We start from the raw sequence: 17,577 nt of genomic DNA, 5'->3' as shown, positions 1-17,577 counted from the left end.
GAATCAGGGGCGGAGCGCGGACCGGGCGCCGGCGGCCGGGGGGCCGGGCGGTGCCGGGACACCCTCCGCGCGCGGCGCGAGACCGGACCACAGATAGGCGGGACCGACCGGCGCGGACACGGCCGAGGCCCCCAGCAGGGACCGGACCCGCGTGTCGTCGAACCGCCGCCGGTGCGACAGGTACGCCGTCATCCCCGGATACGATCCCAGCAGCGCCTCCAGGGCCGTCGGCGGGTCCGGTGCCGCGTCGACCAGATCGATCGCGAGCGGGGCGAGACGTTCCAGCAGACCGAGGACCACCGGTCCGGGAACGTCCCGGTCGTGCACGACGTGATACGTGTCGACCCCGCCGGACGGCGTCCGCGCCGCCAGCCGCACCATCACCTCGGCCGCGTGCTCCACCTGGAGCAGGTTCAGCCGGCATGCCGGGTGCCCCACCAGCCGCACACGCGGCCGGCCGGCCCGCGCGCCGCCGTACGGAACGGGCGGATGACCCGCGGCGCGGGGCGCGTCCCGCAGGATCCGCTCGACGACCAGCAGCGGGTGCGCGGGCAGTTCGGGATGCGGCGGCCGGTCGGTGACCAGGATGCTCGGCCGCAGGACCAGCACGGGGCGGCGGTGCTGCCCGGACCAGGCGCGCACCAGCAGCTCCGCCTCGTACTTCGAGCGCTCGTACGCGTTCTCGAAGCCGTCGTCCGCGTCCAGTTCGTCCTCGTACGCCACCCCCTCGCGCCGCGCCCCGGCGACGAAGGCGGTGCTCACGTGGATGACGCGCGGACGCAGCCGGCTCGCCGCGGCCAGCTCCAGCACCTGCCGGGTCCCCTCGACATTGGTCCGGCGCAGCTGGGGGAGATCCCCTTCGAGGTTGATGCTGCCCGCGCTGTGCCAGAGCGTGCCGACGGTGTCGGCCAGCTCCTGGAAGGCCCGCTCCGTCAGGCCCAGCCGCGGACGCGCGAGATCGGTCTCCACGACGCGCAGCCGTGAGGGGAGCTCCGCGGTCAGCGCGGCCGGGGCGCCCGTCAGTTCGAAGAATCGGGTGATGCGGTGGAGGGCGTCCCCCGACCCCGCGTGGGCCAGCACGGTCAGTGAGCGGTGCGTGTCGAGCAGCACGCGCAGGAGGCGCAGTCCGAGAAATCCGGTGGCGCCGGTGAGGGCGACGTGCACGGCCATGGCTCCAAGGGCTTCGGAAGGGGAAGGGCCCGCACCCGGACGCGGGAGTGACGAGGACGCGGGCGGCGGACGGGCCGACTCCGCACCCGCGGACGGCGGCGGGGAACGGAACGTGGTGCACCGGGCGACCCGTGGACCGCGTACCGACCGGCACCGTGCCGTCGCACGGATTCCCCGGTCGCACCGCCATCTGCGCGGCCCCGGAGGCCCGTTGATCCCGGCGCACGGCACACAATGGCAGACGGCGAACAGGACGAAACCCCCTCGTCCGGCCCGCTCACCCGAAGGGATGACGAGGCGGACGCCCACGTCAACAGCGGTACGGCACACGCTCCGCACCGGCCCGGAAGGCGCCGGTCACCCCCGGGCGCGACACGTCGTCCGGCAACGCCCCGACGGGCATCCCCCCTTCGGGGGAATCCGTCCCGGCGCCCCCGGGACGGGGATCCCGCGCCCGGGGCGGACACGGACCACGGCGTACGGCACGCGCCCGGGACGGTTCGTGCGCACGGGCGGTCATCCTGAGGGGCTGTACCGGAGGAACCGGGCGGAAACGGAACACGAGCCGTCCGCCGCGCGGACCGTCCTCCGGCCGCCCCTGCCGCCCGTCCGCCACGCATTGGAGCCGCGAACCCGTGTCCGATCCCGAGACGTCCGCCACGACGGCGACGCCCCCGCCCGCCGAGCCCCACGTCCCGTCCCCCCGCCCGGACGCCGCCACAGGATCGTCCCCCCGCCCCGAACGGGCCGTCCCGCCGCCCCACAGGCCCACCCACCCCGTGGACCGCGCCTTCCTCGGCCTGGAACGCGGCCGCCCCGACATCCGCTGGGACGGGGGCGGCGTCGTCGATCTCACGGGCCCGCCCCCGACCCTCGCGGAACTCCGCGCCTACGTGGCGCACCGCGTCGCGCGCCTGCCGCTGCTCACGAGCCGGATCACGGACGCCCGGCCGCCGCGCTGGCGGACGGACCCCGGCTTCGCCGCCGACCGGCACGTGGACGAGGTCGTCGCCGACGGCCCCGACGGCGCGGACGCCGCCCTGCACACCGCGCTCAACGCCCCGTTCGCCCCCGACGCCTACTGGGGGCTGTGGCTGATCCACGGCCACGCCCCGGACGCCTACCTCCTCTGCTACCGCTTCCGCCACGCCGCCCAGGACGGCGGCGCCGCCGCCATGACCTTCCGCGCGCTGCTCGGCGACGGCGAGCCCTCCCGCCGCCCCGTACCCGCCCGGGGCGGCTGGGCCACCGCCCCGCGCCGCGCCGTCGTGGCCACCGGACTCGCGGCGAGGTTCCTGGCCCGCACCTTCGCCGGACGGCGCCTCGCGGTCGCGTACACGCCCACCGGGGAACGCCGGTTCGGGCGGGCCCGCGTCCCGGCCGACACCCTGCGCCGCATCGGCGCCGCTCGCGGCGGTTCGGCGCACGACGCCCATCTCGCCGCGCTCGCCGGGGCGTTGCGCACCTGGGCGGACGAGCAGGGCGTGCCCCTGCCGCGGGCGACGGCCCTGCTGCCCGTCGACGCCCGGCGCCCCGAGGACGAACAGATCTGGGGCAACCGCTGTTTCGCCCTGCCGCTGGACCTGCCCCTCGGCCCGAGCGGCGCGCGTCCCGGAGGAGCGGCGGGGGCGCGGCGGCTGGACGCCGTCATGTCCGTGACCCGGAAACTGCGGGGCGCCGTCTGGCGCCGGGCCGTCGGCGACCTGGTCCGCCACATGCCCGCCGGGCCCACCGCGTGGTACATGCGCCGGCTCCTCTCCCCGCGCGTCTCGCACGTCATGGCCACCTCGATGCCCCTTGCCGACCGGGGCGGCCTCGGCGAATCCCGGGTGACGGGCACCGTCCTGGTGCCGCTGTTCGTCCCGGGCCAGCTCTGCGCGGTCGGACTCGCGTTCTATGGCGAGTGGGCCGAGGTGTCCGTCGTCGCCGACAGCGGACTGCCGGGCGCCGACACCCTGCCGGGGCTCTGGGAGCGGGCCGTGCGGGAACTGGAGGAGAGCGTGGCATGCCGGTGATCCCCGCACCGGACCCGTCGCGACGGACCGCCGCGCTGGACGTCGCGGACGTGCACCACGCGTACGGCACCCACGCCGTTCTGCGCGGCGTCGACCTGGTACTGCGCCCCGGCACCCTCGCCGGGATCGTCGGGGAGAACGGGGCCGGGAAATCGACCCTGCTCAAGATCCTCGCCGGTGAACTCGCCCCGGACCGGGGCACGGTGCGCCACGCCGGCCGGTTCGGCTACTGCCCGCAGGCCGTGGTCCTGGACGACGCCTTCACCGTCCGCCAGCACCTCGACTTCTTCCGCGGCGCGTTCGCCCTCCCGGACCTGGGCCGGGCCGAGGAGGTGATGGAGATCCTGGGGTTCACCTCCTACCTCGACCAGCGGGCCGGACGCCTCAGCGGCGGTTCGCGCCAGAAACTCAACCTGACGCTGGCCCTGATGCACGACCCCGACGTCCTGCTCCTGGACGAGCCCTACCAGGGCTTCGACTGGGAAACGTATCTGCGCTTCTGGGACCTGGCGACGGCCCTGCGCGACGCGGGCCGCTCCGTCCTCGTCGTCTCGCACCTCGCCTACGACATCGACCGGCTCGACCAGCTGTGGCGCCTGGAGGACGGACGCCTGCACCGGCAGCACACCCGTACGGAGGCGATCGCGTGAGGCGGCACTGGTCCCTGTTCACCACGGCGTCCCGCTACGCGCTCATCGGGCACGCCCGCAACCGGTTCGCGATGCTCCTGGTCGTCGTGTACATCCCGGTCTGGATCGGGCTGGCCTATGTGGCCATCCCGGGGCACCCGGCCCCGTTCCGGCTCCGGGCCACCGGCGAGATCCTCTCCCCGCCGGGCAACCACCTCACCCAGATCACCGGCGCGCTGAACGCGGTCACCCTGATCGCGGGCTTCATGATGTTCGCGGCCACCTTCACCGGCGGCGCCTTCGACCGCAGGCTCGCCATGGCCGGCTACCCGCGCCACCACCTGGTCCTCGCCAAACTCACCGCGCTCACCCTGGTCTGCTCGGCGGTCGCCGTGTACGCCACCGCGGCGGCCGGGTTCGCCTGGACCCCGCACCAGCCCGCCGCCCTGGCCGTCGCACTGTTCTGCGCCGCCCTGACCTACGGGGCGCTCGGCGTCGTCCTCGGCTCTGTGCTCCGCCGGGAGGTCGAGGGCATGTTCGCGATCCTGATGATCAGCATCCTCGACGTGGCCCTCCAGAACCCGCTCTCCAGCTCCGGTTCGGACAGTGCCGTCGTGCGCTTCCTGCCGACCTACGGAGCCGTCCAGGCCGCCATGGCCGCCGCCTTCTCCGACGCCCCCGTCGGCCAGGGGCTGGCCGTACAACTGCTCTGGCTGGCCGGTGCGTCCTGCGCCGGCTACCTCGTCTTCCGCAGACGCACCCGCGACGCGCTGCCGGCCCGGAGAACGGGCCGGATCCCGGCCCCGGCCCGGACCGCGGTGCAACCGGAACAGCGACGGGCCACCCCGCCCGAGCGCCCCCGTACCTCCGGCCCGGGGGCGGCCGTGACCTCGCCGCACGAATGATCGTTCTGTAGCCGTCGGGCGCCGCTGCGGTGTCCTGACACCACCCCCCGTACATGGAGCTGACCCGTCATGACTCTTTCGCACACCTCGCGCGGTGCCGTCCTCGCCGCGGCGCTCGTCTCCGTCTCCGTGCTGGCCGCGCCCTCCCCGGCCCATGCCGCGGCCCTGCCGCCGGCCTGCCAGGAGGCCCTGCTGGAGACCATGGACAAGTTCCCCGTCGTCGACTTCACCGTCCCGGACAAGGCCAAGAACGCCCTGATCGGCGAGGTCCTGGGGCTGAGCGAGGCCGACCAGCAGGCCTTCACCGAGAAGGCGTGCGCCGCCTGGAACACCTGGGCCACGAACAACGGCACGGCCGTCGCCGGTGACCTCGACACCCGCTACCGCGGCGCGGCCGGCCCCGTCTGCAACAAGTTCACCAAGTCCTCCCTGGCCGCGCTCAAGAAGTACTCCCCGAACGTGCCCGCCGAGACCCGCGACCTGGAGAAGCTGGCCAAGAGGATCTGGCGGAGCGCCATGGAGAAGCTGGCCGCCAACGCCACCAACGCCGACTGCCGCACCGCCTACGACAGCGCGAAGTCCGGCTGGTAGCAGGGGGCCGGCCCGCGCGCGGCCTACTCCGGCCACGCGGACGCCCTGATGACCTCCACGAAGTCCTCGCGTACGAAACCGGGCACGAAGTGCGCGAGGACATCCGCCTTCACATTGCCGAAGGCCGTTCCGGGCCGGTCCCGGATGCCCTCGGTGAACGCGGCCAGGATCCGGTTCTTGAAGTCGGGCCGCGGATGCGCTGCCACGACCGCGGCGCGCTCCTCGTCCGTGACCGCTCCGTAGCCGATCCCCAGGACGTCCAGCTCCACCCCACGGGTGACCAGGGCGATCTCGGGCGCCATGTGCAGCGGGATCTGCGGGGTCGTGTGCAGGGCGATCGCCGTCCACACCCGGTCGGCCCGCTCGCCGCCGATGCCGTGCCGGACCAGGAACGCACGCGCCTCGTCCGCGCCGTCGATCTCGAAGCGCTGGTCGGTACGGCGATACCGCTCGGTGAGCCCGAGATCGTGGAAGAGGGCCCCCACGTACAGCAGCTCCGGATCGAACGCGAGCCCCTGCCGTCTCCCGCGCAGCGCCCCGAAGAGGAACACCCTCCGGGAGTGGTCGTAGAGCAGCGGTGATGCCGCGTCCCGCACCAGTTCCGACGCCTCGCGCGCCAGGGCGCTGTCCGGGATCCGTACGCCTGCCACGATCTCGCCCATGCCGACGGCCCTGCCTCTCCTGCCGGGGCCGGCCGTGTCCGGTACGGCCGGCGACCCCTCCACCCTCGCTCCCGGACGTACCCTGATGCCATGTCCCTGGAGCCACACAACCCACAGATCCGGACATCGGCGGAAGGGCACCGCGTCGCGTTCCTGGTGTTCGACGGGGTGACGCTGCTCGACGTCAGCGGCCCCCTGGAGGTGCTGCACCGGGCAGGGGCGTTCGGCCGTCCGTATGTTCCCGTGCTGGTCTCCCCGCGAGGCGGCGACGTCACCACCGCCTCGGGCCCCGTCCTGGCCCGTACGGTACGGCCGGCCGATGCCGGACCCGTCGACACCCTCGTCGTCGCGGGTGGCGACGTCCTCGCCGGGGCGCCCCCGGACCAGGAACTGCTGGCTGCGGCGTCCCTGCTTGCCGGGCGGGCCGCGCGCGTGGCCTCGGTGTGCACCGGTGCCTTCGTCCTCGGCGCACTCGGTCTGCTCGACGGGCGCCGCGCCACGACGCACTGGCGGCACGCGGCGGTGCTCGCCCGCCGCTGCCCCCGGGTCCGGGTGGAGCCGGACGCCCTGCACATCCGCGACGGCCGCTACCTCACCTCGGCCGGCATCAGTGCCGGGATCGATCTGGCCCTCGCGCTCGTCGAGGACGACCACGGGGCGGAGGCGGCACGCGCGGCCGCCCGCGAACTCGTGGTGTTCGTCCAACGGCCCGGCGGCCAGTCCCAGTTCTCCACGGCCCTCGCGACACCCGCGCCGCCCGGGGCGGTCCTGCGCACCGTCACGGACGCGGTGCTCGCCGACCCGGCGGGCGACCACGGCCTGTCCGCGATGGCGGCGGCCGCCTCCGTCAGCCCGCGCCATCTGGCCCGGCTGTTCCGCGCGGGCCTCGGCACCACGCCCGGCCGCTGGGTCGAACGGGTCCGCCTGGACCGCGCGGCCCAGCTCCTGCTGGACGGCCACAGCGTGACGTCGGCCGCCCGGCACAGTGGCCTCGGCAGCGACGAGACCCTCCGACGGGCGTTCGCCCGCCACTTCGGCACGACCCCCAGCGAGTACCGCACACGTTTCGCCACGACACGCACGTCCGGCGCGCGCCGGCGGTGACATGGCGCGGCGTGACGTGGCGCGGCGCGCCCTCCGCCCGTCGCGCGTCTCGCCCCGCCGGAGACCCGACGGGGCGAGACGCGCGTGAGGGGTGCGGACGGAACCCGGACCCGTCTCAGATGTGGACGCGGAAGCCGGGGGAGCCGGTCCCCGTGGCGATGACGCCCTGATCGGCCCACTTGAGCGCGCCGGACGTGTTCGTCGTGTGGAGATAGGCGCGGATCGCGCCGTTGTCGTCCACGACCAGATAGTCGGCGCGTCCGTCGGCGTCGATGTCGGCGAAGCGGATCTGGGAGGCCAGCCAGCCGGAGGAACCCGTGGCGACGACGCCCTGGTCCGACCAGCCGCCGCGGCCGTCGCCGCCGGTGTTCACATACGCGTGGGTGGCGCCGTTTGGGCTGATGACGAGGTAGTCGGCGCGCGCGTCGCCGCCGATGTCCGCGAAGCGGACCTGGTCGCCGGTCCAGGCGGACGAACCGGACGCGATGACGCCCTGGTCGGCCCACTTGATGGCGCCGGTGGTGGCATCGGCGGTGTTGAGCAGGGCGCGGGTGGCGCCGTTGGCACCGACGACGAGGTAGTCGGCGCGTCCGTCGGCGTTGATGTCGGCGAAGCGGACCTGGTCACCGGTCCAGCCGCTGGACCCGGTGGCGATGGTGCCGATGTCCTGCCAGCCGCCGCGTCCGTCGCCCCCGGTGTTGAGGAAGGCGTGGACGGCCCCGTTGGACGGATCCACGACCAGGTAGTCGGCGCGCGCGTCCCCGCCGACATCGGCGAAGCGGACCTGGTCGGCCCGCCAGGCGCTGGAGCCGGAGGCGATGACGCCCTGGTCGTTCCACTCCACGGCGCCCGTGGCGGGGTTGGCCGTGTTGGTCCAGGCCCGGACGGCGCCGTTGTCGTCCAGGACCAGGTAGTCGGCCCGTCCGTCGCCGTTGATGTCCACGTCGTAGTCGCCGAAGGCGGACGCCTTGCGGGGCGGCGCCGGTTTGACCTCGACGGTCTCCTTGATCCAGCCCGCCCCGGCGACGGCCGTGATCCCGTGCAGGAAGGCGTTCGTCATCTTGGTGTAGCCGGCGTTGTTGGGGTGCAGGTTGTCGTTGAGGTCGGCCGTGGTCAGCGCGCCCATGCTCACGCGGGCGATCCTGTACCCGCGCTGGGCGCGGTCCGAGACGATGCCGGGAATGGCCGCGTTGTACGCGTCGACCCGGGCCTGGACCACCGGGTCCGTGGCGGGCACCAGGGAGGCGACGACGACGGCGGTGTCGGGCGAGGCGGTGTGGATCTGGTCGATGAGCGTCGCCAGCCGCTGGGGCGCGGTCGCCACCTGGTAGTCGCGGTTCATGTCGTTGGTGCCGATGTGCAGCGTCACGACATTGGGCTTCGCCTCGAAGAGCCAGGTCTCGATGTTGGCCTGCAACTCGTCGATGCGCCAGCCGGAGTGACCCTCGTGACGCGTCACCCCGTCGGCGTCGACCTGCGATCCCACGAACTCCAGGGTGCTCGCGTGTCCGGCGAGCTTCTGCGCCAGCGCGGGACGGTAGCCGGTCCGCGTACTGCTGCCCACGCCGAGCGTGATCGAGTCCCCGAGCGGCATCACGGCCAGTCGCGGAACGCTCCAGGCGGGGCCGTCCCAGGGCCGGTTCGCGGCGATGATCGTCTCGATCATCGCGTAGCCCGGATAGTCCATCATCACCTCACCGGTGCGGTTCGCCACGCTGCCGAGGGGTCCCAGGACCTTTTCGTTGACCCGGTCCGCGACGGCCTTCGGATAGGCGGCACCGCTCGACCCGCTGGTGTAGTTCACATAGACGTGCTGGGCGTCCGTGTCCGCGTTGGCGGCGTTCAGATGGGTGACGACCTTGTCGACCTTGTCGTTGATGGCCCCGGGGAGGAGGTTCGGCACGGTGTAGTCGTCCTGGATATGGAGGCTGTCACCGGTGAGGCCGTACGTGCCGCTGGCGTCGCCCACGTTGCGGAAGCGCTCCAGGACGATCTTCCCCCGTACGTCCCCGAGCGTCGGCACGGCGGCCTGCTTGTCCCCGCTGACCGAAGGTCCCCAGAAGTACGCGGCGTTGGGGTCCTCGGTGAGGTACTTGCGGAAGACGGCGACGCGGTCCGCGTCGGTGGTGGACGTGGGATCGTCCTTGCAGTCCACGCTCAACGGACCGCTGCTGTTGTCGCACTCGGCCCGCAGATGCATCATCACCGTCTCGCGGGGGTGCGCCCTGAGGAAGTCGGCGAGCACCCTGAGGACGTCGGCGAAGTTCGCGTCCTGGTAGACCTTGCTGTGATGGATCGTGAAACTGCCGCCGATCACCCGCACACGGATGTCGATGGAGCGGATGCCGGCCTGGAGCTGGCCGGCGAGCGTCTCGGCGCTGGGACCGCCGTTCTGCTGGGTGTACGTCATGTCGCCGCCGCGGATTGACAGCGTCTCGTGCGTTCCGGGAACGGAGAGCCAGCCGAGCGGCGTCGCGTCACCGATGCCCCGCATCCAGTCGGGATTGTGTGTCTTTCCGATCGACCGGTAGGCCGGGTTGTCCGTGTCGTCGTCCAGGGCATGGGCCATTCCCGGACTCAGGGCGGTGAGAATTCCGGCCAGGGCGATGAGTGTGGAGAGGACGGCGGCTATTCTTCGCCGGCCGTAGGTCTCCGTCGGATGATGTCTCACGCGAGGTCTCCAGAAGAGTGGGCGCGCATGTCCGGCCGTTCGGGCCGATGCCGAATCGACGGGACGCGTCGGACGCGTCGGGAACATGCCGTCTGTGGGGAGAGCGTCGCGTGCCGTGCTGACGTTTCGATAACGCGCGGCTAACACCGCCCACGGCGCTTGATTCGTCAACTGAAGCCTGTACGCGGTTACTTGTCGAGCCCTCGGAACGAATGGACGCGGAACGGCCTCTTGCCCGCTACCGGTTCATGCCTCCGGCTGTGCGGCGAGGCGGCGCAGGAGGCCGAGCAGTGCCGTCCGGTCCTCGTCCGGCAGGACGGCGAAGTGCGCGGCGAGCACGGTGTCGGCGACCTTGTGCCCGGCGGCCAGGAGCCGTTCGCCGGCCGGGGTGAGATGGTGCTCGATGCGCCGGCCGTGCCCCGGCCGCCGTTCGACGAGGCCGGGCGCCGTGAGGCGGCCGATCAGCGTGCCGAACGCCTGCTCCGTCTGGAACGTCGCCGCGGCCAGCTCGCGCGCTGACGCCCCGGGGGAGCGGCCGATCGCCCGCAGCGCGTCCCACTGCGCCAGCGTGGTGCCGATGCCGCCCAGGGCGCGGTCCAGAGCCCGGTGCTGCCGGTACTGCACCTGCTTGACGGCCCTGCCGAGTTCTTGCGGCTCACTGTGCATGGGCCGAGTCTACGCCATAACCAAGCTAGCTTATATAAAGATGTTTAGTTACAGTGTGGTCATGCCCCTCACCGCAGCGCACACCCAAACGGCCCTGTCCCTCGTCCCGGACGAGGCAGGCACCGGCCGACCGGTCCTCGTCCTCCACGGCGGCGGAGGACCCGCCACGGTCGCCGGCCTCGCCCGGCACCTCTCGCGTACCACCCACACGCTCACCCCCGTGCACCCCGGCTGGGAGGGCACACCCCGCCCCGACACCCTCACGACCATCGGCGGCCTCGCCCATGTGTACCTGAGCCTGCTGCGCGACCGCGATCTGCGGGACGTCCTCGTGGTCGGCTCGTCGCTCGGAGGCTGGACGGCCGCGGAAATGGCCCTCCAGGACAACGACGGCCTCGTCACCGGACTCGTCCTGATCGACGCCGTCGGCATCCACGTCCCCGAGGAACCCGTCGTCGACTTCTTCGCCCTGGACGCCCGGGGCGTCGCGGAGCACTCCTGGTACGACCCGGACCGCTACTACCTCGACCCCGCCGACACCCCGGCCGGGGAGCTGGCACGCAGGCGGGCCAACATGGAGACCATGCGCGTTCTCGCCGGTGAGCCCGCCATGCACGATCCGGCGCTGCGGGACCGCCTGGGACGTGTCGATCTCCCCGCCCTCGTCCTCTGGGGCGAGGCCGACCGCGTCGTCACCCCCGCCTACGGAGCGGCGTACGCGGACGCCTTCGGCGACGGGCGGTTCGCGGTGGTCCCCGAGGCGGGTCACCTCCCGCAGATCGAACGGCCGGCTGCCACGTTCGCCCTGATCGACGCCTTCCTGGACGAGACCGCCGACCGCCCCGACGCCCCGGCGGCCAGGGGCTGACGCGATCGGACGTCCCTGCGGCGTCAGCGCGAGGGCTCGGGGCCGGGTGCGGCCGGCTCCTCGCGTGCCGCAGCCTCGCCGTCGACCAGCTCCTGCGTCCCGATGACCGCCAGCAGCTCCAACTGCTCGGCTCCGGGACTCCCCGGCGGAGCGGTGAACCACAGCAGCCGCTGACGCCCGTCCTCGCTCAGCAGGTTGTAGCAGTCGAGCTCGATGACACCGAGCATCGGATGGACGATCCGCTTCCGGTCCTTGCGGCGCACCGCGACGTCATGGGTGTCCCAGAGCATGGCGAATTCCTCACTCCGCCGACGCAGCGCGGCGACCATCCGCGCCACCTCCGCGTCCCGCCCGCGCCGGGCGGACGCCGCCCGGAGATCGGCGACGAACACACGCGAATGATGCGGGTGGTCCTCCGGCGGATAGACCGCGCGCGCCCCCGGATCGGTGAACCACCGGTACACGAAGCTCGCCGACGGCCCGCGCCGCGCCGGGGACGGTCCGAGCAGGGTGCGCGCCAGCTCGTTCTCCACCAGGGTCTCGTGCAGATCGGTGATGACCCGTGCGGGCGTGGCGGACAGCCGGTCCAACAGTCCGAGGAGCGCGGGCTGCACATGTGCCGACGGCCCGTGCGCGGACAGCGGAATCGGCCGCTCCGCCAGATGGAACAGATGGTCGCGCTCGTCGTCGTCCAGGCGCAGGGCGCGTGCCAGGGCCGCCAGGGTCTGGGCCGAGGGCTGCACTCCGGACTTCGCGCCGCCGCGCTCCAGCTCGGTGTAGTAGTCCGCCGACAGCCCGGCCAGCTGCGCCACCTCCTCGCGGCGCAGCCCCGGTACGCGCCGCCGCGGGCCGTGCGGGAGACCGACCTCGGCGGGGCGGATGCGGTCGCGGCGTGTCCGGAGGAAGGCACCGAGTTCTGGAAGGTTCACCCCTCCATGGTCGCTCGCGTACCGGCGCCTATCCAGGGGGTGGCAACCCCTGGGTGGACACAGCCCTGGCTGAGCCCGGGGAACCGTCCGATCGTGGAAGGGCAAGCCAGGGCGACGGCGAGACCGCGTCCCGATCCGCAACCACCCCGGGAGCCACCATGCCCACCCCCACCTCTCCCACACCGGCCACCACCCCGGACGGCACCACCCCGCCTCGTGTCGCCGTCGTCACCGGCGGCTCGCGCGGCATCGGCCGCCGGACCGTGAGCCGCCTGGCCGCCGACGGACACGCGGTCGTCGTCGGCTACGCCGGCCACCGCGAGGCGGCCGAGGAAGCGGTGAAGGAAGCCGTCGCCGCGGGCGGGCGGGCTCTGGCGGTACGCGCCGACGTCGCCGACGAACACCAGGTCGCGGCCCTGTTCGACGCCGCCGAGAACGAATTCGGCGGAGTCGACGCCGTCGTCCACGCCGCCGGACGCATGCACCTCGCACCGATCGTCGAGCTCGACCTGGCCGACCTCGACGCCCTGTACCGCACCAATGTCCGGGGCACCTTCGCCGTCGTCCAGCAGGCCGCCCGCCGCGTGCGCCCCGGCGGCGCGATCGTCACCTTCTCTACGTCCGTGGTGGGACTGGCCTTCCCCGGCTACGGCGCGTACGCCGCGGGCAAGGGCGCGGTCGAGGCCCTGACGCTGATCCTGGCCCGGGAACTGCGCGGCCGCGACATCACCGCCAACGCGGTGGCGCCCGGCCCCACCGCCACCGATCTGTTCCTCGACGGCAAGGACGAGGAGACCGTCGCCCGCCTGGCCGCCCAGCCCCCGCTGGAGCGCCTCGGCACCCCGGCCGACATCGCCGAGGTCGTCGCGTTCCTGACGTCCCCGGCCGGCCACTGGATCAACGGCCAGGTAGTCCGCGCCAACGGCGGAATCATCTGACCCCCGTAACCCACCCCATCGAGAACGCTCCCGCGCCCCGCCCCACCGAGAACTTCTCCTCGCCCCACCCCACCGAGAACAAGGAGCACCACCCCATGCCGTTCGCGAACTTCAAGGTCCCCGAGAAGACGCTCACCCCGCAGCAGAAGGAGGACATCGTCACGCGCACCACCGAGCTGTACGTCGAGATCTACGGCGAACGTGCCCGCGCGTCGACCCTGGTCCTGGTCGAAGAGGTCCCCGACGGCGGCTGGGGCATCTCCGGCCATGTCCTCACCAGCGCGATGCTCAACGCGCCCGAGGCGGCGGACGGCGCCCACGGGGGTGCGGCGAATCCGGAGTGACCGTGCGCAGCGGGGCCTCCGGCAGTCCCTGGCCGATCTCTGATCCCCAGGCTCCGGAGGCCCCGCCGCGCGGCACGGTTCCGCGGTCAGCCGTCCGTGGTCAGCAGTTGATGTACTGCATCGACAGGCTGGAGATGTACGTGCCCTTGGGCGAACTGAGGTTCACCGGCGAGGAGTCCCCCTTCGGCCCCGCCCAGTCGCTGTCCACATGACGTCCATTGCTGAGATGGCCGCGTACGAACGGACACTTTCCGTCGGACTTGGTGTCCGTGACCGTTCCCTGGGCGGAGGTGTAGTTGTTGCACCACTTTCCGCTCGCGATTCCCTGCCCGGACGAAAGGCTCCAGTTCTCGGTGCAGCTGGCGGCCGGCGCGGACGGACTGGCCGACGCGACCGGCACGAGCGAGAGAGCCCCGAAGAGTCCGAGAGAAGCGGTCCCCAGGGCCATTTTTCTGCGCACAATCATTCACCTTCCCGTGCTTCGATTTCTCCGAAGGGTGCGGGGTCCATGATTTATCAGCGAATTCCGGGGCCACCACAGTTGCCGCGAGAAATCACGCGGATCGGTGACAGGGCGTATCGGACGAGTGAGAAAGAAGCACGGAATTCGCAGTCGGAGCCCGTTTTACGCCGGGGCACGCGCCCTGGAGAAACCCCCGCCCCCTGATTCCCTCGATCCCACCCTTTCGGTCCGGGAGCGCCGTACGATCCCCAGCGCGCCGTCCTCCGCCTTCGAGCAGCATGGGGGCGGGCGGAACCGTGCACCGTGACCGATGTCGAGAACGGACCGTCGGTTCCGTCCCGGAAGCATCGGCACCACCTCCGGCCGTCACACGGCCGGCCGGAGAGAACGGAGGGACCACCGTTATGGCGATTCAGCGGATGGACAACGTCGGCATCGTCGTCGAGGACCTGGACGCGGCCATCGCGTTCTTCGAGGAACTCGGCCTGGAGTTGGAGGGCCGCGCGGACATCCGGGGCCGCTTCGCCGACCAGTGCACCGGCCTCGACGACGTCCACTGCGAGATCGCGATGGTCCGGACCCCCGACGGCCACAGCCGCCTCGAACTCGCGCAGTACCGCAACCCCGCACCCCTCGACGTCGACCCGCGCGACCGCCCCCACAACATCCTGGGCACCCACCGCGTCATGTTCGCCGTGGACGACCTCGACGACACGCTCACCCGTCTGCGCCCGCACGGCGCCGAACTCGTCGGCGAGATCGCCCGCTTCGAGGACAGCTACCTCCTCTGCTACCTCCGCGGCCCGAACGGAATCATCATCGGGCTGGCGGAGCAGCTGAACTGAGAGGCGATCAAGCCGCCGGGCGCGGGAACTGGAACTGGAACCGGATTCCTGCCGCCGGTCGGGAATCAGTTCGTCGCCGAAGCCGCCGAAGCCGCCGAAGCCGCCGAAGCCGCCGAGGCGGCCGAGGCGGCGATGCGCTCGATCCTCGCTCGGTACGCCGCGCGGGCTTCCTCGTCGATCCGGTTGTCGTGTTCGGGGCGGAGCCCGGTGCGGCCGTCGAGGCCTTCGCGGAGGATGTCGGCGTGTCCGGTGTGGCGGACGGTTTCGCCGAGGACGTGGACGAGGACGGCGAAGAGGCTCGTGTCGGCGTGGGGCTCCGGCCACCACGGCACATGGCCCACGGCGTCGAGGGAAAGCCCGTCGATGGTGGCGTCCGAGTGGTCCCACGTGCGGCGGCAGAACGCGATGATCTCCTCGCGGCTCTCGTCCTCGGCCGCCCAGTGGTCACTGCCGTCGGATTCCTGCCAGGGGCACAGCGCCTCGGGGGACGGACGGCCGAAGACCTCCCCGAAGTACCGGGCCTCGACGGTCGCCACGTGCTTGACGAGGCCGAGGAGGTTGGTCCCGGTCGCGGTCAGCGGCCGGCGGGCGTCGTACTCGGAGAGGCCGTCGAGCTTCCAGAGCAGCGCCTCGCGGTCCCGGCGCAGCCGCCCGTGCAGGGTGCTCTTCGCGTATTCGTCGATCATGAGGCACGAGCCTGCCACGGGACGCCCACGGCCTCAAGATCTCCCAGAGCGTCCTCCGCGGTCGGCCCGAGGCGAGGGAGCGCCGCGAATCAGGAGCCCGCAGGTGTTTCGGACGACGGAGACCACTCCCGCCTGAGCAGCCCGAAGACCCAGGAGTCGGAGACCACGCCGTCGACGACGCAGTCCTCCCTCAACGTCCCTTCGCGTACGAAGCCGAGCTTCTCCAGGACGCGCGCGGACGCCCCGTTGCGCGTGTCCGCCTCGGCCTGCACGCGGTTGATGTCCAGCGTGTCGAACGCCCACCCGAGGAGGGCGCCCGCCGCCTCGGTCGCGTAGCCGTGGCCCCACGCCGCCTCCGAGTAGCAGTATCCGAGCGACGCGCTGCGGTGGACGGGATCCCACTGGGCCACGGTGCACCAGCCGAGGAACGCCCCGTCGGACGCGCGGTCCACGGCGAGCCGCGTTCCCGTGCCCTGCACCGCCATCTCCCGGCAGACCGCGATGAACCGCTCGGCACGCCCGCGGTCGTTCCACGGCGGCGAGTCCCAGTAGCGCAGCACATGGGCGTCACTGTGAAGGGCGAACAGCGCATCGGCGTCAGCGGGTTCGAAGGCACGGAGACGGAGGCGATCGGTGTGCAACGACGGGGTGGGCAGTGAGGTCCCCATGGTCCCTTCCCTGTCAGGTCCTGTCGGGTGACGCGTTCATGAGACAGCCCGGCCCGGCCACCCGCAAGCGGATTCTCCGGCCGCGAGGCTCCGGTGTCCGTCGCGCGGGCGTGGAGGAAGGATCCGGCCCATGCGGCGCGGTCGGGTAACGAGGAGTCCCGGCTATCCGGCGGACCGGGCGATGCGCTTCCGCTCACCGCCCACGCGGACATCGGCCAGCTCGAACCCGTCCTCGTGGCGCACCAGATGCTGGAACCGGCCCAGCCCGGCGTCACGTACGTATCCGGCCCACCCCCGCGTCGTCGCGTACCGGAGCACCCACTCGACGACCTCCATCATGATGCCGAAGTCGTCCTCGTGGACGCACGTCCGGACGGTCAGGGCCCATGGCTCGCCGCCGTCCGCGTCCGGCCGGTCGGTGGCACGTACCAGCAGGGAGACGTCCGCTCCGTCGAACGCGTGGCTCGCCGTACCCCCGTCGAAGGCCTGCCAGGGGCCGCCCCACGACTCCCAGTCGGCGGACACCAACTCCGCCGGTCTGTCCCCCTGCCCCAGCAGCCACCGCAGTTCCGCCAGCACCGGTCCGGGCAGGCCGGGAACCAGATCCACCGCCAGGAAGAGGTCGTAGTAGTCGCTCACCTCACCGACCCTAGACCGGGCCTCCGACGACTCGCGCCTGCGCACGTGCACCCGGGCCGGCAGGGCGAGCGGGCATCACGCGGAACAACTCACCCCGTGCGCCGTCCCGATGAGGCCGGCGTCGCGGTGGACGCGCATCGCCTCCTCGCTCCAGGCCGCGAACGTGGGATCGCACAAGCGGTCACGGAACCGGCCGATCCCGATCCAGCGCAATACGGAACCGGACCGCTCCAGACGGAAGAACGTCTCGCCGGGACCGGTGGTGCCGGCCGCCGGCTCCCCGGCCGGTTCGGGTGACCAGCCCAGCGCGGTCACCGTGTCCATGGACCGCAGGCTTCCGAGGACGCCCGGCATCGTGCGCACCCGCCGGGTCAGTTCCAGGTGCTCCACCTGCACCGGCCCGGAGTCATCGGTCGCGGTGAGGGACAGGGTCAGGTCACCGCCCGTCTGTCCGGCCCGCCCCAGGACGACCTTCTCCTGCATCAGGACCCTGCCCGTGCCGTGCAACCGGATCCGGGTGTCGCGATGGGTGGTGATCCCGTCGGAGACCACGAACGGCTTGCCCGCCCAGGTGAGCAGCGCACCGTCGCCCACCGTCGCGTCGACCGTCCAGGACGACGGCGCGTCGCCCTCGTACGCGACCGTGCCGGTCGTCTCCACCACGTCCAGCCACGCGCCGGGAGCGACGTCCACCTCGATGCGGACGGAGTCGCCGGACAGCAGCAGCGCCTGCGTGGCGAGGAGGCCCACACGGGCGCCGCGCGCGTCCTGGTCCATGATCCGT

Annotated in this window: 19 protein-coding genes; 9 read left to right on the top strand and 10 right to left on the bottom strand. The window is 72.5% G+C overall.

Annotated features, from left to right (window positions below; genetic code table 11):
- Window positions 1-3: 3 nt before the first annotated feature.
- Entirely contained in the window at window positions 4-1,170 is a 1,167-nt protein-coding gene (locus ACFVDM_RS05795) for an SDR family oxidoreductase (RefSeq protein WP_383633779.1), read from the bottom strand.
- A gap of 635 nt (window positions 1,171-1,805) precedes the next feature.
- Here ACFVDM_RS05795 and ACFVDM_RS05790 point away from each other — a divergent pair.
- From ACFVDM_RS05790 to ACFVDM_RS05775, 4 genes are all read left to right on the top strand, one after another.
- Complete coding sequence (locus tag ACFVDM_RS05790) at window positions 1,806-3,185, top strand: hypothetical protein (protein WP_383633777.1); 1,380 nt, start codon at window positions 1,806-1,808, stop codon at window positions 3,183-3,185.
- A gap of 35 nt (window positions 3,186-3,220) precedes the next feature.
- Complete coding sequence (locus ACFVDM_RS05785; RefSeq protein ID WP_383634446.1) at window positions 3,221-3,835, top strand: ABC transporter ATP-binding protein; 615 nt, start codon at window positions 3,221-3,223, stop codon at window positions 3,833-3,835.
- On the top strand, window positions 3,832-4,719 hold the full coding sequence (locus ACFVDM_RS05780; protein WP_383633775.1) for an ABC transporter permease: 888 nt from the start codon (window positions 3,832-3,834) through the stop codon (window positions 4,717-4,719). The genes ACFVDM_RS05785 and ACFVDM_RS05780 overlap by 4 nt, the downstream gene beginning before the upstream one ends.
- Before the next feature lie 69 nt (window positions 4,720-4,788).
- Entirely contained in the window at window positions 4,789-5,310 is a 522-nt protein-coding gene (locus ACFVDM_RS05775) for a hypothetical protein (RefSeq protein ID WP_383633773.1), read from the top strand.
- Between the two features lie 23 nt (window positions 5,311-5,333).
- Here the strand turns inward: ACFVDM_RS05775 and ACFVDM_RS05770 are convergent, their stop codons facing one another.
- Window positions 5,334-5,972, bottom strand: a complete 639-nt coding sequence (locus ACFVDM_RS05770; protein ID WP_383633771.1) for an HD domain-containing protein — start codon at window positions 5,970-5,972, stop codon at window positions 5,334-5,336.
- Between the two features lie 90 nt (window positions 5,973-6,062).
- Between ACFVDM_RS05770 and ACFVDM_RS05765 the strand changes: the two genes are divergently transcribed.
- A complete protein-coding gene (locus ACFVDM_RS05765) occupies window positions 6,063-7,076 on the top strand; it encodes a GlxA family transcriptional regulator (protein ID WP_383633769.1) in 1,014 nt (337 codons plus the stop codon).
- Window positions 7,077-7,191: 115 nt separating this feature from the next.
- Here the strand turns inward: ACFVDM_RS05765 and ACFVDM_RS05760 are convergent, their stop codons facing one another.
- The gene (locus ACFVDM_RS05760) at window positions 7,192-9,747 is read right to left on the bottom strand and encodes a phosphatidylinositol-specific phospholipase C domain-containing protein (protein ID WP_383633767.1); all 2,556 of its coding nucleotides are present in this window, start codon (window positions 9,745-9,747) and stop codon (window positions 7,192-7,194) included.
- Window positions 9,748-9,993: 246 nt separating this feature from the next.
- Entirely contained in the window at window positions 9,994-10,413 is a 420-nt protein-coding gene (locus ACFVDM_RS05755) for a MarR family winged helix-turn-helix transcriptional regulator (RefSeq protein ID WP_383633765.1), read from the bottom strand.
- A 61-nt stretch (window positions 10,414-10,474) separates the two neighbouring features.
- Between ACFVDM_RS05755 and ACFVDM_RS05750 the strand changes: the two genes are divergently transcribed.
- A complete protein-coding gene (locus ACFVDM_RS05750) occupies window positions 10,475-11,281 on the top strand; it encodes an alpha/beta fold hydrolase (RefSeq protein WP_383633763.1) in 807 nt (268 codons plus the stop codon).
- Window positions 11,282-11,304: 23 nt separating this feature from the next.
- Here the strand turns inward: ACFVDM_RS05750 and ACFVDM_RS05745 are convergent, their stop codons facing one another.
- Window positions 11,305-12,210, bottom strand: a complete 906-nt coding sequence (locus tag ACFVDM_RS05745) for a helix-turn-helix domain-containing protein (protein WP_383633761.1) — start codon at window positions 12,208-12,210, stop codon at window positions 11,305-11,307.
- Between the two features lie 158 nt (window positions 12,211-12,368).
- On the opposite strand from ACFVDM_RS05745, the gene ACFVDM_RS05740 reads away from it, so the two are divergent.
- On the top strand, window positions 12,369-13,148 hold the full coding sequence (locus tag ACFVDM_RS05740; protein WP_383633759.1) for an SDR family oxidoreductase: 780 nt from the start codon (window positions 12,369-12,371) through the stop codon (window positions 13,146-13,148).
- Window positions 13,149-13,243: 95 nt separating this feature from the next.
- A complete protein-coding gene (locus ACFVDM_RS05735; protein ID WP_383633757.1) occupies window positions 13,244-13,492 on the top strand; it encodes a tautomerase family protein in 249 nt (82 codons plus the stop codon).
- A gap of 100 nt (window positions 13,493-13,592) precedes the next feature.
- Here the strand turns inward: ACFVDM_RS05735 and ACFVDM_RS05730 are convergent, their stop codons facing one another.
- Window positions 13,593-13,958, bottom strand: coding sequence for a hypothetical protein (locus ACFVDM_RS05730; RefSeq protein WP_383633755.1), 366 nt, complete (start codon window positions 13,956-13,958; stop codon window positions 13,593-13,595).
- A gap of 401 nt (window positions 13,959-14,359) precedes the next feature.
- Between ACFVDM_RS05730 and ACFVDM_RS05725 the strand changes: the two genes are divergently transcribed.
- Window positions 14,360-14,800: a VOC family protein gene (locus tag ACFVDM_RS05725; RefSeq protein WP_383633753.1), complete on the top strand. Its 441-nt coding sequence runs from the start codon at window positions 14,360-14,362 to the stop codon at window positions 14,798-14,800.
- A gap of 65 nt (window positions 14,801-14,865) precedes the next feature.
- Here ACFVDM_RS05725 and ACFVDM_RS05720 read toward each other — a convergent pair whose 3' ends face one another.
- The 4 genes from ACFVDM_RS05720 to ACFVDM_RS05705 form a co-directional block, all read right to left on the bottom strand.
- Window positions 14,866-15,486, bottom strand: a complete 621-nt coding sequence (locus ACFVDM_RS05720) for a DinB family protein (protein WP_383633751.1) — start codon at window positions 15,484-15,486, stop codon at window positions 14,866-14,868.
- 89 nt (window positions 15,487-15,575) lie between these two features.
- Entirely contained in the window at window positions 15,576-16,154 is a 579-nt protein-coding gene (locus tag ACFVDM_RS05715; RefSeq protein ID WP_383633749.1) for a GNAT family N-acetyltransferase, read from the bottom strand.
- Window positions 16,155-16,316: 162 nt separating this feature from the next.
- A complete protein-coding gene (locus ACFVDM_RS05710; RefSeq protein WP_383633747.1) occupies window positions 16,317-16,793 on the bottom strand; it encodes a hypothetical protein in 477 nt (158 codons plus the stop codon).
- A 75-nt stretch (window positions 16,794-16,868) separates the two neighbouring features.
- The gene (locus ACFVDM_RS05705) at window positions 16,869-17,570 is read right to left on the bottom strand and encodes an urease accessory protein UreD (RefSeq protein ID WP_383633745.1); all 702 of its coding nucleotides are present in this window, start codon (window positions 17,568-17,570) and stop codon (window positions 16,869-16,871) included.
- Between the last annotated feature and the right edge of the window lie 7 nt (window positions 17,571-17,577).

Origin of the sequence: Streptomyces sp. NPDC057682 (genome assembly GCF_042799575.1) — a bacterium.
Taxonomy (GTDB): Bacteria; Actinomycetota; Actinomycetes; order Streptomycetales; family Streptomycetaceae; genus Streptomyces.
Note: the sequence above shows the minus strand (reverse complement) of the source record. Positions and strands in the feature narration are given on the sequence as shown.